Annotated in this window: 15 protein-coding genes and 1 pseudogene; 7 read left to right on the top strand and 9 right to left on the bottom strand. The window is 57.3% G+C overall.

Annotated elements, in window-relative coordinates:
• Positions 1 to 45: 45 nt before the first annotated feature.
• Positions 46 to 969, bottom strand: a complete 924-nt coding sequence (locus CEY09_RS00260) for a LysR family transcriptional regulator (protein ID WP_088587106.1) — start codon at positions 967 to 969, stop codon at positions 46 to 48.
• 144 nt (positions 970 to 1,113) lie between these two features.
• Here CEY09_RS00260 and msuE point away from each other — a divergent pair, with 144 nt between their 5' ends.
• The 3 genes from msuE to CEY09_RS00245 all read left to right on the top strand — a co-directional run bounded on the left by msuE (position 1,114) and on the right by CEY09_RS00245 (position 3,834).
• Positions 1,114 to 1,695 (top strand): FMN reductase, encoded by a 582-nt coding sequence (msuE, locus tag CEY09_RS00255; protein WP_088587105.1) that lies wholly within the window; start codon positions 1,114 to 1,116, stop codon positions 1,693 to 1,695.
• 98 nt (positions 1,696 to 1,793) lie between these two features.
• Entirely contained in the window at positions 1,794 to 2,777 is a 984-nt protein-coding gene (locus tag CEY09_RS00250) for a DUF1852 domain-containing protein (RefSeq protein WP_088587104.1), read from the top strand.
• Positions 2,778 to 2,805: 28 nt separating this feature from the next.
• Positions 2,806 to 3,834: a methionine synthase gene (locus CEY09_RS00245; protein WP_088587103.1), complete on the top strand. Its 1,029-nt coding sequence runs from the start codon at positions 2,806 to 2,808 to the stop codon at positions 3,832 to 3,834.
• A 45-nt stretch (positions 3,835 to 3,879) separates the two neighbouring features.
• Here CEY09_RS00245 and CEY09_RS00240 read toward each other — a convergent pair whose 3' ends face one another.
• From CEY09_RS00240 to CEY09_RS00230, 4 genes and pseudogenes are all read right to left on the bottom strand, one after another.
• Positions 3,880 to 4,863 (bottom strand): Bug family tripartite tricarboxylate transporter substrate binding protein, encoded by a 984-nt coding sequence (locus CEY09_RS00240; RefSeq protein WP_088587102.1) that lies wholly within the window; start codon positions 4,861 to 4,863, stop codon positions 3,880 to 3,882.
• 197 nt (positions 4,864 to 5,060) lie between these two features.
• A pseudogene (locus CEY09_RS32770) lies at positions 5,061 to 5,144 on the bottom strand (LysR family transcriptional regulator); the annotation flags it as partial.
• A gap of 19 nt (positions 5,145 to 5,163) precedes the next feature.
• Positions 5,164 to 5,487 (bottom strand): DMT family transporter, encoded by a 324-nt coding sequence (locus tag CEY09_RS00235; protein ID WP_088587101.1) that lies wholly within the window; start codon positions 5,485 to 5,487, stop codon positions 5,164 to 5,166.
• Positions 5,488 to 5,491: 4 nt separating this feature from the next.
• Positions 5,492 to 6,160, bottom strand: a complete 669-nt coding sequence (locus tag CEY09_RS00230; RefSeq protein WP_088587100.1) for a glutathione S-transferase family protein — start codon at positions 6,158 to 6,160, stop codon at positions 5,492 to 5,494.
• A 224-nt stretch (positions 6,161 to 6,384) separates the two neighbouring features.
• Here CEY09_RS00230 and dxs point away from each other — a divergent pair, with 224 nt between their 5' ends.
• Positions 6,385 to 8,277, top strand: coding sequence for a 1-deoxy-D-xylulose-5-phosphate synthase (gene dxs, locus CEY09_RS00225; protein ID WP_088587099.1), 1,893 nt, complete (start codon positions 6,385 to 6,387; stop codon positions 8,275 to 8,277).
• Positions 8,278 to 8,395: 118 nt separating this feature from the next.
• Complete coding sequence (locus CEY09_RS00220) at positions 8,396 to 9,286, top strand: NAD(P)-dependent oxidoreductase (RefSeq protein ID WP_088587098.1); 891 nt, start codon at positions 8,396 to 8,398, stop codon at positions 9,284 to 9,286.
• A 40-nt stretch (positions 9,287 to 9,326) separates the two neighbouring features.
• Here CEY09_RS00220 and CEY09_RS00215 read toward each other — a convergent pair whose 3' ends face one another.
• On the bottom strand, positions 9,327 to 9,812 hold the full coding sequence (locus tag CEY09_RS00215) for a PaaI family thioesterase (protein WP_088587097.1): 486 nt from the start codon (positions 9,810 to 9,812) through the stop codon (positions 9,327 to 9,329).
• A gap of 81 nt (positions 9,813 to 9,893) precedes the next feature.
• On the opposite strand from CEY09_RS00215, the gene CEY09_RS00210 reads away from it, so the two are divergent.
• Positions 9,894 to 11,234 (top strand): aminotransferase-like domain-containing protein, encoded by a 1,341-nt coding sequence (locus CEY09_RS00210; protein ID WP_088587096.1) that lies wholly within the window; start codon positions 9,894 to 9,896, stop codon positions 11,232 to 11,234.
• Positions 11,235 to 11,288: 54 nt separating this feature from the next.
• Here CEY09_RS00210 and CEY09_RS00205 read toward each other — a convergent pair whose 3' ends face one another.
• Positions 11,289 to 12,146 carry a LysR family transcriptional regulator gene (locus tag CEY09_RS00205; RefSeq protein ID WP_088587095.1) on the bottom strand — a complete coding sequence of 286 codons (858 nt, stop codon included), beginning with the start codon at positions 12,144 to 12,146 and terminating at the stop codon, positions 11,289 to 11,291.
• A 98-nt stretch (positions 12,147 to 12,244) separates the two neighbouring features.
• Here CEY09_RS00205 and CEY09_RS00200 point away from each other — a divergent pair, with 98 nt between their 5' ends.
• Positions 12,245 to 12,625 carry a tautomerase family protein gene (locus CEY09_RS00200; protein ID WP_088587094.1) on the top strand — a complete coding sequence of 127 codons (381 nt, stop codon included), beginning with the start codon at positions 12,245 to 12,247 and terminating at the stop codon, positions 12,623 to 12,625.
• Positions 12,626 to 12,678: 53 nt separating this feature from the next.
• Here the strand turns inward: CEY09_RS00200 and CEY09_RS00195 are convergent, their stop codons facing one another.
• Positions 12,679 to 13,197: a lipocalin-like domain-containing protein gene (locus tag CEY09_RS00195; protein WP_088587093.1), complete on the bottom strand. Its 519-nt coding sequence runs from the start codon at positions 13,195 to 13,197 to the stop codon at positions 12,679 to 12,681.
• Between the two features lie 87 nt (positions 13,198 to 13,284).
• Complete coding sequence (locus CEY09_RS00190; RefSeq protein ID WP_088587092.1) at positions 13,285 to 14,001, bottom strand: class I SAM-dependent methyltransferase; 717 nt, start codon at positions 13,999 to 14,001, stop codon at positions 13,285 to 13,287.
• Positions 14,002 to 14,041: the final 40 nt, after the last annotated feature.

Below are 14,041 nucleotides of genomic sequence, written 5' to 3'. Positions count from 1 at the left end.
GCACGCCGAACGGCTCGGCTAGCGGTTTACGTTCAACGGTGAGATTCAGCGAGTGCCTTCTTGCACAGCGGCCGAGGTGGCGCCAGCGGCCGGCTGCCGGGCCAGTTCGATGAAGGCCCGCACGTAGTCGATGGCGGTTTCTGCCTCGCGCGCCCCCAGGAAGATCTGCTTGGCGATGCCGCGCACGCCCAGCCGCACGGGCACCACGTCCATCCTGGCCGCGTATTCCTCGACCAGCCAGCGTGGCAGCGCCGCCACGCCGCGGCCGCTGGCCACCATCTGCACCATGATGTCGGTGGTTTCAATGGCTTTGTGGCGCTTGGGCGTCACACCGGCCGGCAACAGGAACTGGTTGTATATGTCCAGGCGCTCGATGTCCACGGGATAGCTGATAAGCACTTCCTGGGTCAGCTGCTGGGGCTTCACGTACGCCGCCGTTGCCAGGGCATGGCCCTTGGGCACGACCAGCACCTGTTCGTAGTCGAACACGGGCTCGAACTTCAGGCCCGGCTTGAACAGCGGATCAGGCGTGACCAGCAGATCGATCTCGTAGCCGAACAGCGCGCCGATCCCGCCGAACTGGAACTTCTGCTTGACGTCCACATCCACGTCAGGCCATGCGGCCAGATAGGGGGACACCACTTTTAGCAGCCACTGGTAGCAAGGATGGCATTCCATGCCAATGCGCAACGCCCCGCGCTCGCCCTGCGCGAACTGGCCCAGGCGCTCTTCGGCCAGGTCCAGTTGCGGCAGCACTCGGTTTGCCACCGCCAGCAGGTATTGACCGGCCTGCGTCAGGCGCAGGCTTCGGCCCTCGCGCAGCCAGACGTCGGTGCCCAGTTGCTGCTCCAGCTTCTTCATGCTGTGGCTCAGGGCCGACTGGGTCAGGTTCAGCACGCCGGCCGCGGCCGTCAACGACCCTTGCTTTTCGACCTGCTGGACGATGCTGAGGTGGATGCGCTCAAGCATTCAGATGATTTCCGCTCATGGATTCGTGAAATAAAACCATTTTACTTCATCACCCCCCTCCCCTAGTATGCGGATCCCGGCCTGTTGCTGCACCTGCACAAAAGCAGATGCGGCGCCGCGTAGACCCATTCATGTGAAGCAAAGATGACACGTCCACTCCGTCTCGTAGCAGTTTCCGGCGGACTGCAACGCCCCTCGAAGTCGGCAGCCCTGGCAGAGCACCTGCTGGACCTGATCGCCGACGAAGTCCCGTGTGAACAGCACCTGGTCGAACTGGGCCAGCTCGCCCCGCAACTGGCGGGCGCGGTCTGGCGCTCGCAGCTGCCCGACACGGTGGAGCGCGAACTTGCCCTGGTCGAGCAAGCGGACATCCTGGTGGTGACCACCCCGGTCTACCGTGGCTCCTACACGGGACTCTTCAAGCATTTCTTCGACTTCATTCATCAGGACGCCTTGATCGACAAGCCCGTCTTGCTGGCGGCCAACGGCGGCAGCGAACGCCATGCCCTGATCATCGACCACCAATTGCGGCCGCTGTTCAGCTTCTTCCAGGCACGCACGCTGCCGCTGGGCGTTTACGCGACCGACAAGGATTTCGCCGACTACCGTCTGCAGGACGAGGCCCTGATCGAGCGGGCCAGATTGGCAGTCGAACGGGCATTGCCCTTGGTCGAATTGATGCGCCATTCAAGCACTGCCACCGCGCAAGAAGCCGTCGCAGCCTGAAGCCAAGCTAATCCGGCTGCCCCATAGCGCGGCGATAGCGTCCGCCGCCCAGCGGTAGACCGACTCAATTTTCGCAAAAATAAACACACCCCATCGCAATGAGCCAAGACTTCACCTTCAGCATCAAGAGCATCTCTTTTGATGAGAATTACCAGCCGTCCGACAGCACGCGCATCACGACCAACTTTGCCAATCTGGCCCGGGGCGCGAGCCGCCAGGAGAATTTGCGCAACACCCTGCGGATGATTGACCGGCGTTTCAACAGCTTGGCGCATTGGGACAACCCCAAGGGTGATCGCTACGCGGTTGAGCTCGAAATCATTTCCGTTGAAATGCACATTGGCGCCGAAGGCGGCAGTGACGTTTTTCCGCTGATCGAAATATTGAAAACCAATATCGTCGACCGGAAAAACAACGAACGCATTGAAGGCATTACCGGGAACAACTTCTCGTCCTATGTGCGCGACTACGACTTCAGCGTGCTGCTGTCGGAACACAACAACAATAAATCCACGTTCAGCACACCCGACAATTTCGGCGAACTGCACGGCAAGCTGTTCAAGCACTTTGTGAATTCAAGCACTTACAAAGCGCACTTCAGCAAGCCGCCTGTCATCTGCATCAGCGCGTCCAGCAGCAAGACCTACCACCGGACTGAGAACCAGCACCCCATCCTGGGCGTTGAATATCAGCAAAATGAATTCTCCCCGACGGATCAGTACTTCGAAAAAATGGGTTTGCAGGTGCGCTACTTCATGCCGCCGGGTAGCGCTGCGCCTTTGGCCTTTTACTTCCAAGGCGATCTGCTTGGCCACTACACCAATCTTGAGCTGATCAGCCTTATCAGCACGATGGAAACGTTCCAGAAGATCTACCGCCCCGAGATCTACAACGCCAATTCCGCCGCCGGCAAGCTCTATCAACCGAGCCTGAAGAACCAGGATTACTCGTTGACGCAGATTGTCTATGACCGCGAAGAACGCAGCCAGCTGGCCGTCAAGCAAGGGAAGTTTACGGAAGAACACTTCATCAAGCCTTACGCAAAGACGCTCGAAAGCTGGGCCGCCAACTACGCCCTCTAATCACTCAAAACATACAAGACTACAGATCATGAAAAAACTACTGCCCACCTCGACCGCCGGCAGCCTGCCCAAGCCTTCCTGGCTTGCCCAGCCCGAAAAGCTGTGGTCGCCGTGGAAACTGGAAGACCAGGAACTGGTCGAGGGCAAGCAAGACGCCCTGCGCCTGGCGCTGCAAGAACAACAACACGCCGGCATTGATATCGTCAGCGACGGCGAGCAAACCCGTCAGCACTTCGTCACCACGTTCATCGAGCACCTCGACGGCGTCGATTTCGAAAAGCGCGAGACCGTCCGCATTCGTGATCGCTATGACGCAAGCGTGCCCACCGTCGTGGGCGCCGTGAGCCGTCAGAAGCCCGTTTTCGTCGAAGACGCCAAGTTCCTGCGCCAGCAAACCAAGCAACCCATCAAATGGGCCCTGCCTGGCCCCATGACGATGATCGACACGCTGTACGACGGCCACTACAAGAGCCGCGAAAAGCTGGCCTGGGAATTCGCCAAGATCCTGAACCAGGAAGCCCGGGAACTCGAAGCCGCAGGCGTCGACATCATTCAATTCGACGAGCCGGCATTCAACGTCTTCTTCGACGAAGTGAACGACTGGGGCATCGCCACCCTGGAACGCGCCATCGAAGGCCTGAAGTGCGAAACCGCCGTGCACATCTGCTACGGCTACGGCATCAAGGCCAACACCGACTGGAAGAAGACTCTGGGTTCGGAATGGCGTCAGTACGAGGAATCGTTCCCCAAGCTGCAGCAATCCAATATCGACATCATCTCGCTGGAATGCCACAACTCGCACGTGCCGATCGATCTGCTCGAACTGATTCGCGGCAAGAAGGTCATGGTCGGCGCCATCGACGTGGCCAGCGACAAGGTTGAAACGCCGGAAGAAGTCGCCAATACGCTGAGGAAGGCGCTTAAGTTTGTGGATACCGACAAGCTGTATCCGTGCACGAACTGCGGCATGGCGCCGTTGTCGCGCGCCATTGCGAAGGGCAAGCTGCTGGCGCTGAGCGAAGGCGCGGAGATTGTTCGGAAGGAACTGCTCGGCTGATGTTGAGCTGAAGTGGTAAGGGGGGTGAAGGGATCGTTGTTCTACCTACTGTTCCTTCAACCCCAACGACTTCATCAATGGGGCGAACAATTTCTTCTCGTCCTGCACACGTGCGGCGTAGTCGGCCACGCTCAGCGGTAGCGCCTCGGCGCCCGCGTCGAGGAAGCGCGCCTTGATCTCCGGCCGCGCCAGCACCTTGTTGATTTCGCCGTTCATGCGAGCGACCACATCATCGCGGGTGCCGGCGGCGGCATACACGCCGAACAGGCTGTCCGCGAAAACGCCGTCAATGCCGGCCTCAGAAAAGGTGCGGATGTCGGGCGCGACAGCAGCCCGTTGCCTGCTTGCCACCGCCAGCACCTTCAGCTTGCCCGCTTGCACCATGGGAAAGACCGTGGCCGGTCCAAACGCAAAGTCGATCTGGCCTGCGGCCAGGTCTTGTATCGCCGGCGCCACGCCGCGATATGGCGCATGGGTGGCCTGCATGCGGGTAGCCTGCTTGAGCAGCTCGCCTGCCAGATGCGGCGTCGTGCCGTTGCCGGCCGACCCATAGTTGAGCGGATTGGGCTGCTTGCGCGCGTATTCGACAAACGCTTCGAGCGTATCGACGCCCAGCGAGGACCGGACGAACAGGAACAACTGGCTGTTGGCCAACAAAGCGACCGGCCGCAGGTCCCGCTGCGGATCGAACGGCATGCTGGTGAACATCAGCGGGTTGACTGATTCAGTCGTCGACGGATTAAGCAAGAAGGTGTGATTGTCTCCGCCGTTGCGCACGACCTCGGCGCCCGCCACGTTGCCGCCCGCGCCGCCCCGATTCTCCACGATCACCGTCTGCTTCAGGGCCTCGGCCAAATGCGGCTGTACCGTACGCGCCAGCACGTCGACCAGCCCGCCAGGGGCCAGCCCCACGACCAGGCGAACCGGCTTGGCGGGCCAGACCTGAGACGGCGTTTGCGCATGGCTGCCCGTCGCCCAGCCCGTCAGCGCCAGCATCATTATGGCCAGGCAATGTCTACGCAGCAGCATGCGATTCTCCTTACCGGGCGCCACCGCGCGACCTGCGTACGGTGCGTCAGGTGCCGCACCCCGGTGAACCGCCGTGATGCCTCATCGCGGCGGCAGCCCTGCATCTGCCGCTCATTCTTCACAAAACTTTAAGCATAAAGAATCCCGGATAACCCTAGTGTGCTGGCGACGCCGGCCATGCCCAAATTCTCTTTCAATTCGACAGGGAGCTGCTCTGCTGCCCGAGCAAAATGACGTTCTTCGGCCACAGCCAAAAAAAAGCGCACGTGTCGAAATTCCACCGTATGTCTTCCCACCGCGTCAGGCCGTCGCTACGGAAAAACGCAATCCAATGATTCCGATAGCCGTTAATCCGAGGAAGAACATCCGAAGCCAGTTCATCTCCTCTTGAAATGCCAACACACCTACCAGGATCAATCCAATCGTGCCGATGCCCGTCCAGATGACATAGGCCATCCCAACGGGCAACGAGCGTAAGGCCAAAGCCAGCAGGTAGATGCTGCCCAACCCCGCCACCACGGCGACGAGACTTGGCCCCAACCTGGTCCACCCCGCGTTCAACTTGAGAGAAATGCCCATCACGATTTCCAGGGCTGCGGCAAGAAGCAGATAAGTCCACGCCACGGTCTCATCCCTCCACAGAAGTTAACCGTTCGGCGGTATTTCTGGAGCCCGGCTCACTTGCAAGCAGTCCTGCCTGTACCGCGGGTCGAGCAGCGATCACTTCGAGCCAACCCTGTACATGCGAGTACGGAGTGATATCCAGGTTCAACTCACCCCACGTTCTAAGCCAGGTGAAGGCAGCAATATCGGCGATGCTGTAATTTTCAGAGGCGATGAAAGTGGATTCGCTCAGGCGGGCATCCACGACTTGGTAAAGACGAAGCGATTGCTTCTGGTACCGCTGTATGGCTTCGGTATTGCCCATTTTCGAGGCATGCAAAAACCACCACAGCTGCCCCAACATTGGACCGATGCCTCCAATCTGAAAATGTAGCCATTGCTGCACGGCGACGTTTTCAGCTTCCGTCGCAGGCAACAGGCACCCCGTCTTCGACGACAGATAAGAAAGGATAGCGCCAGACTCGAAAACGGCCAGGCCGGCTTGCCGATCAATGATGGCGGGGATCTTGCCGTTCGGGTTGATCTTGAGGAAGTCAGGTTGATGCTGCTCTCCTTTGTCAAGATCAAGGTCGAACTGCTCATAAGCCAATCTGGCCTCTTTAAGAAAGATACTGACCTTCTGCCCATTGGGTGTGTTCGCGGTATAGAACGCGAGATCGCTAGCCTGTGTCATAGCTATCCTTGTTGTTGATCACGATTGCATTTACAATCGTTGCATTAGCAATCGTATGTCAGGATATCAAGTCCTGCAAGAAGGCAAGACACCCGGGCGTAGCTGGACGAGCCGAAGACTGTCACGACGGTCGAAGGTCGTTCGTACGCCCACTACCTGATCGACCAACCTCGATCCGGAAAGCATTGACCCCCGCAACAATCCCATATGCATACACAACAACCATGGACGATTTGTTGAGCAGTATCGATACCCCGTCAGATCTCAGGCACCTTCACCGTCGCGATTTGCCGCAGCTGACGCATGAACTGCGCACGTTCATGCTCAACAGCGTTTCACAGACCGGGGGCCACTTGTCGCCGAATCTGGGAGTGGTCGAGTTGACCATCGCTCTGCACTACGTATTCGATACCCCTCACGATAGGATTGTCTGGGATGTGGGCCATCAGACCTATCCGCACAAGATTCTTACGGGCCGGCGAACGCGAATGCACACGTTGCGGCAGCCTAACGGAATTTCAGGCTTTCCCATGCGGGCCGAATCAGAATACGACGCGTTCGGCACGGCTCATTCAAGCACGTCCATCTCGGCCGCGCTCGGCATGGCTATCGCCGCAAAACTGCAAAAGGTGAAACGCCATTCGATTGCCGTCATCGGTGATGGTGCAATGACGGCTGGCATGGCATTTGAAGCGATGAACAATGTTGGCGCCGCAAAAGGTATGCCGTTCATTGTGATTCTGAATGACAATGACATGTCGATCTCGCCGCCTGTCGGCGCATTGAATCGCTACCTTTCTCGCCTGATGTCGGGCCGTTTTTACGCGGCGACGCGTACTGGCGCAGGACACGCCTTGAATTTCGCGCCACCCATGCGTGAGCTGGCACGCAGGCTTGAATCACACGCGAAAGGAATGATTGTTCCCGCCACGCTGTTCGAGGAGTTTGGGTTCAACTATATCGGGCCGATAGACGGTCACGATCTGGAGTCGCTCATTCCAGTGCTGGAAAACATCAAACACCTGCACGGCCCGCAGTTCCTGCATGTCGTGACAAAAAAGGGACACGGTTACTCCTTCGCTGAAGGCGATCCGGTGCTATATCACGGCCCAGGAAAATTCGATGTGAAAGAAGGGATAAAGGCGTCGGAAACGCCACAGAAAAAAACCTATTCGCAGGTTTTTGGAGAGTGGCTATGCGACGCAGCAGAACGGGACTCGCGCGTGGTGGGCATTACGCCGGCCATGCGTGAAGGTTCTGGAATGGTTGAGTTCGAGAAGCGCTTTCCCCACCGATACTTTGACGTGGGTATCGCGGAACAGCATGCGGTGACCTTTGCAGCAGGCCTGGCAGCCGACGGCTTGAAGCCTGTTGTGGCTATTTATTCGACATTTCTTCAGCGGGCATACGACCAGCTCATTCATGATGTTGCGCTACAAAATCTGCCCGTTGTCTTTGCTATCGATCGAGCGGGGGTCGTCGGCGCTGATGGCGCGACCCACCTTGGCAGCTATGACTTGGCATTCCTGCGCTGCATCCCCAACATGATGATCATGGCGGCGTCGAATGAAAACGAATGCCGTCAAATGCTGTACACCGCTCTACAGCAAGCGACACCGGCCGCCGTTCGCTATCCCCGTGGCGCTGGCACAGGAGTCGAGATCATCAAGGAGATGACGACGATTCCAATCGGCAAAGGACAAACGCTCCGGCATGCCTCTCAATTGTCGAAGATGCGCATCGCTATCCTCGCGTTTGGCTCCATGGTCGAGCCAGCAGTTGGCGCAGCAGAATTGATCGACGCAACGGTAGCAAACATGCGTTTCATCAAGCCCCTCGACACCGATCTGGTGCGCCACTTGGCGGCTACGCATGATGCCATCGTGACGATTGAGGAAGGCTGCGTCATGGGAGGCGCGGGATCCGCATGTGCCGAGGCCTTGTTCGCGCGGGGTGTAAACCTGCCCGTACTACAACTCGGATTGCCTGATCACCTTATCGATCATGGAGATCCTCTCAAGCTATTGGCTGATTGTGGGCTCGATAGTGCGGGCATCGCCAAGTCGATTCGCAAGCGTTTTCAGATTGCACTGTCTGAGAATGTGGCCAATCCATGATTGACTTTCCAAGCCAACACGCCGCAGTGATCGACGCGGGCGCGCCTATCAAATAGAGGTCAAGATACCGCTATTCCTGTTTAACAAAAATCGATGAAATTTTTTCAGGAGCCGTGAGATGCATGCAAACGTTGGTTTTATCGGTTTGGGCGTGATGGGAACCCCCATGGCGCTTAACTTGGCGCACGCCGGAATGCCGTTGATGGTGTGGAGCCGCTCAAGCACTCAGTACGACACGCTGCGTGAAGCGGGAGCAAGCGTTGTCAGTAGCCCTGAAGAACTGGCCTCCAAGTGTCCAACCATTCTGCTCATGCTAGCTAACGAAGGGGCCATAGACGATGTTCTCGGAAGGCGGACATCCAAGTTCAACGATCTCGTGAGTGGACATCTGATCGTGAACATGAGTACGACATCCGCCGAGTACTCGCAGGGGCTGGCTATAGAGATCAACGCGCACAATGGCCACTACGTCGAGGCGCCGGTATCAGGATCTCGCAAGCCGGCGGAAGCGGGGCAGCTTGTCATGATGCTGGCCGGCTCCGAGGAGCACGTGGTTGCCGTGCGCGACCTCCTCCAGCCCTTGTATCGAGAGAGCATTCTGTGCGGCGACGTGCCAAATGCCCTGACGATGAAACTTGCGGTCAATCTGTTTCTCATCACCATGGTAACGGGGTTGGCCGAAGCCACGCATTTCGCTCAGAGCCACGGGATTCCACTGGCGAAATTTTCTCACGCATTGAATGCTGGCCCGATGGCAAGTGACGTATCGCGCATAAAAATAGAAAAGCTTGCCACGCAGGATTTTTCGGTACAGGCGGCCATTACCGATGTCTTGAAAAACAGCCGCTTAGTTGCTGAATCTGCACGGAGCATTGGAATTGCGTCACCGCTTTTGGATATTTGTCATGCACTTTATGGCGAAACGGAAGCACTAGGACTTGGGGCCCAAGACATGATCGCGGTCATTCGTGCCCTCGAACATCGCACGCCTGACGGTACCCCTTCATGAATTCCCTTCCGGGGTGCCAGTAGGCGTCGCGCTGCTTCCTTCACCGTCCGCGTGCGCGCTCATCTCGCAGCGTCATCACAGCGCTCTCAATGCTCGCCACGACCTTGTCGTCTTCACGCCGGATCACACACCGGTAGTGGCTGATTGTCTTGCCGCGATGGGTTGCCCAGGCATGGGCACGTAGCTGAGACTGCCACACGGGACGCAAGAATGACGCCTTGAGATCAATGCTGGTAAAGCTCTCGCCTTCCTTTATCAAAGTGGAATGTGCAGTGCCGATGGCGGCGTCTGCCAGTTCGCATAGCAATCCACCGTGAACGGTTCCCTGCTGATTTCCGTGTATGGCAGCATCCGCATCGAGTTCAATCTCGGCGTCAGCTTCTGAAATCGAAACAATGCGAAATTTCAACAACTGGGAAATGGCTGTGGGGTAGCGCATATGAGTCCTGTCGCCCTCCCCCAGCAAACCGTCCAATTGGCGCTGCAAGTACTCCAGTACGGGCAAATGTTGACCTCGGCTCGTCATAAGAATTTCCTGTCGTTAATGTCGTCCACAAGTCTAAAAGCGTAGAATAAGACAATCAAAAAATTGTCCTAATTACGGTTCATGCCGGTTTCGTCCATCTCCCGCCTGATTGAAGGCATGGCAGCCGACATCCGCAGCGGCAAGCTACCTCCAGGCACTCTGCTGCCAACCCATCGCCAACTGGCCGCACAGCACGGCATTGCGATTGCCTCGGCGAGCAAGGTGTACACCCGCCTCAAAGCGATAGGGCTGGTCGTGGGCGAGACGGGACGTGGCACTTTCGTGCGCGACCGTCCTCAACGACACGAATGGGATGGCGGCGACGAAGCTCGACAAAGCGCCACTGCCGTAGATCTCTCCTTCAATCATCCGACATGGCCAGGCCAGGGAGATCTGTTGCGCAGGACCTTGCGGGAACTGTCGCTCTCTGGCGATCTTGCCGCCTTGCTACACCAACAGCCGCCTGGCGGTCGAAGGCACGAAAGACAGATCGTTGCCGACTTCCTCGCCAAGTCTCGCGGCATTCGGACCGAGCCTGATGGTCTTTTTTTGGTGAACGGTGCTCAGCAGGGATTGGATGTCACCACGCGCGCTTTACTCAGCCCAGGCGATACCGTAGCCGTCGATGCGCTGACCTACCCAGGATTCAAAATGCTGGCCCAAGTTCAACACTTGGCGCTGCTACCGGTACGCGGCCTCACAAAGGGGCCAGACCTAGATGCACTCGACACGCTATGTCAACGCAAACGAGTACGAGCTATCTACGCTATGCCGACCATGCACAACCCGCTGGGCTGGATACTGACAGTCGGTCAACGCCAACGTTTGGTGGATATTGCCCGGCACCACGATTGTCTGCTAATCGAGGATGCTTCTTACGCGTACCTGGCCAAGAAATCCCCTCCTGCACTCGTTACGCTCGCGCCTGAACGCACGCTTTATATTGCAAGCCTCTCAAAGAGCTTGGCCAGCGGATTGCGTTTCGGATTCGTCGTCACACCCGAGAGCTACCGGATCCCTATCAAGGCAACGATTCGTGCCAACTACTGGAGCCTGCCGAGTCTCATCACGGCCATAGGTACACGCTGGATCGCAGACGGCACCGTTGCTCGACAAGAAAACAGAATGCGCCAGGAAGCATCTAAGAGACAAACCATCGCGCGCCAAGTTTTTTATGGGATGGACGTCATTACTCACCCGTCCTCTCTATTTCTATGGCTGCGACTGCCTTCCGAATTGAGAATGGATCGGATCGCCACCGCGCTTGCCGACCGCAACATCGCCGTGTCCAAAGCGACTGCCTATTCGACGACTCCGCATGCACCACACGCATTGCGGTTGGGTTTAAGCTCAGTGCCTATGGAGGATCTTTTCTCGGTTTTAATGCAAGTGCGCAGCATCATCGAGCATTTTCCGATTTGATTTTTTATCAACGCGAACGCAATAGCAGCACACCGCAAGGTGACGCCTTTTCCATCATTCCCGAACGACGCTTCTGAACTCAGCCGCCAGGGCATCCAGCGCATCGCGCAACCGACCTGTGCGCGTTCTTGTATGCAGTAGAACCGGCAAACGAGGTAGTTCAGGAAGCAGAAGCCTGCCGCCCACCTCCTCCGCACCGAATGGCAGCATGCGGGGGGCCAGCGCCGCCACACCCAGGCCTGCCATCACCGCAGCAACGACTGCAGCAACCCCGCCACCGATAAATACTTCCCTCCAGGGGATACCCGCCAAGTCGAGCGCCTGTTCGGCCATTGCGCGCACCCCGCAAGGCTCAGCCATCGTAGCCAATGGCAATGGCTCTGCCGTGCGATGCTGCCAACCGGGCGCGGCAAACCAACCGAAGGGTTCATCCGTTACTAATTCACCATCGTTGCGGCCTGTATCCAGGCGCACGATGGCGGCATCTAACTCGCGCCGATCAAATCGTTGCAGCAAGTCAACCGACGAAGCAATGCGAATTTCGATCAATACTTGAGGCACTTGGGCGTTCATACGGGCGATCAGCGCTGGCAGCTCCGGCCCTGCGACATGGTCACTGATCCCAATCGCCAAGCGCTGCCGCTCCCCCACACACAATTTCAACGCTCGATCATGTGCGTCCAGCAAACCTCTTGCCTGCTCCAGAAACGCAACGCCATGTGCAGAGAGTTGGACATGCCGAGGAGTGCGCTCCACGAGCCGTGCGCCTAATCGTTGCTCCAGGCGCTTAAGTTTTAGGCTGACTGCGGACTGCGTGATGCGCATGCTATCGGCCGCGTGGGTGAAGCTGCCAGATTCAGCAATACGCACAAAAGCCCGAACAGCATCAATATCGAGAGGATGGTCATTCATTTCAAAAGCTCATCTCTATTATCTCTTTCCACATCTTGTTCAAATGGTTGACAGACCATAAGGTGTTGTCTCTTGACAATCACAAAAAAGGAATCGTCATGCCATTTGTCCAAATTTCCCTGCGTACCGGGAAGTCTCCCGCTTATCGGCAGGCACTCTGCGACGGCGTTTATCAAGCGATGCGGGAAACGTTCGACGTGCCCGAGGATGACCAGTTCATGACTGTCGCGCAACATGAATCTGCTGACTTTCGATACAGTAAATCCTATCTAGATGTGGCACGCAGTGACGATCTGGTATTCATCCAAATTACCGCTAACGCCACGCGGAGCGTGGCGCAGAAGAAGGCGTTGTACCAGTGCATCGTACAGCGGCTCGGCGACAATCCTGGTTTACGGCCCGAGGATGTGTTCGTGAACATTGTCGAGGTTGCCGTGGAAAACTGGTCCATGGGCCATGGATTGGCTCAATACGCGTAAAGAGCGCGAGGAGCGCCTCTCGGCGCTCCTCATTTCAAACATAAAATTGATTGCTATTTGATTCTGCGCCATACAGAAATCGGCACATCCCCATTGGGACGCGGGGCAACGCGATAGCTCAATTCACCATTTTTAAGCTCGTAGCTCCGCTTTTGTTGCTGTCCTTCCCAATTGGGAAAGGATGCATGGTCGATGCGAAAAGTCAGTGTGGCGTCGGCCGGATCGATGCTTATCGTACCGAAATGCGTGCTGGACCCCATGACTGCCGCTTTGTACTCGGCGGGTGTTGCAGCGCCCTTGTCCGCTGAAGCAAACCGAGGACGCTCCGCCTTGAAAATCTGCAGTGAATAATGTCCCTGTGCGTCGATCATCAGCATCCCCTTCGGACTGGCGCCATAGTCATGTGCCCGCGTACCATCGGGATGCAGCACATCCGCCGCGACGAGGCTCCATGTTCCCACCATCGAGGGGTCGATGGACGCCGCATCAGCACGTGAAAGTGCCGCCGCCAACAGGCCAGTTGCAAGAACGGCACCAAATAGGCCGCGGTTGAAAATTGTCTGTCCGCTCATACACTGATTTCCTCCATTATCTGGATGCTTAACAAGGCTTTGAAGGCCGTTGGGGTCGGTAGCGCGCGCTAAAATTTCACTAGCCGTTCACGCAGCGACCGAAATTCGTCGTGCCAACCACGCCCCCCAGAACAGGCTGGCAAAGAAGCGCAGAGGTTTCACGAAGCCAGCGTTCTCAAGCAGAGCAACCACTGCTTCTTCCGATTGAGGCGGCTCTGCACCATGCAGAATTTTGTTCATCTTGGACTGAACTTCTTCAGGTGTCACACCGTTCATTCGCCAACGAGCTGCCCAGGCAGCCATAAGCAAGGGCTGCGAAGAATAAGGGCGATAATTTCCGGCGATGACCACGGGGGCAGCCGGTAGCAAGCGCGCGGCAATCTGCGTCAAAATTTCCTGCTTCGCCTCATCCCCGGCCAGGTGATGCAAGACTCCGATCATGATGGCTGCATCGAATGACGGCGTGGAATCGATGTCTTCGAGGGTACCCAGAACGGTCTTCACCCGATCTGAAACGCCTGCGTCGTCCATGTGTGCGCGCGCCAGCTCCAGCATTGGAGGGGATGGATCGATAGCAACAAAAGACCATGCAGGCTCCAAGCGCGCGGCAGCAATGATTTCGCCCGCGGTTCCCCCGGCACCGATCACCAAGACTCGCGCGGGTTCTCCTTCGCCCAGAGCGGCTGACAGCATGCAGGCGGAAAGCTCATGGCAGGCGTCATAACCTGCAAGAGCGATCCGACTCTGGGATGCATATTCTCCTGCGCGGGCGGCATCGAATTTTCGGGCGGAATGCTGAGTCATATAGTCTCTTGTGCGTTGTGATTGAGTCGCGGCTAGCGCA

Source organism: Achromobacter marplatensis, from assembly GCF_002209535.1.
Taxonomy (GTDB): domain Bacteria; phylum Pseudomonadota; class Gammaproteobacteria; order Burkholderiales; family Burkholderiaceae_B; genus Achromobacter; species Achromobacter marplatensis.
The sequence above is the reverse complement of the archived record's forward strand: the minus strand, read 5'-3'. Positions and strand labels throughout refer to the sequence as shown.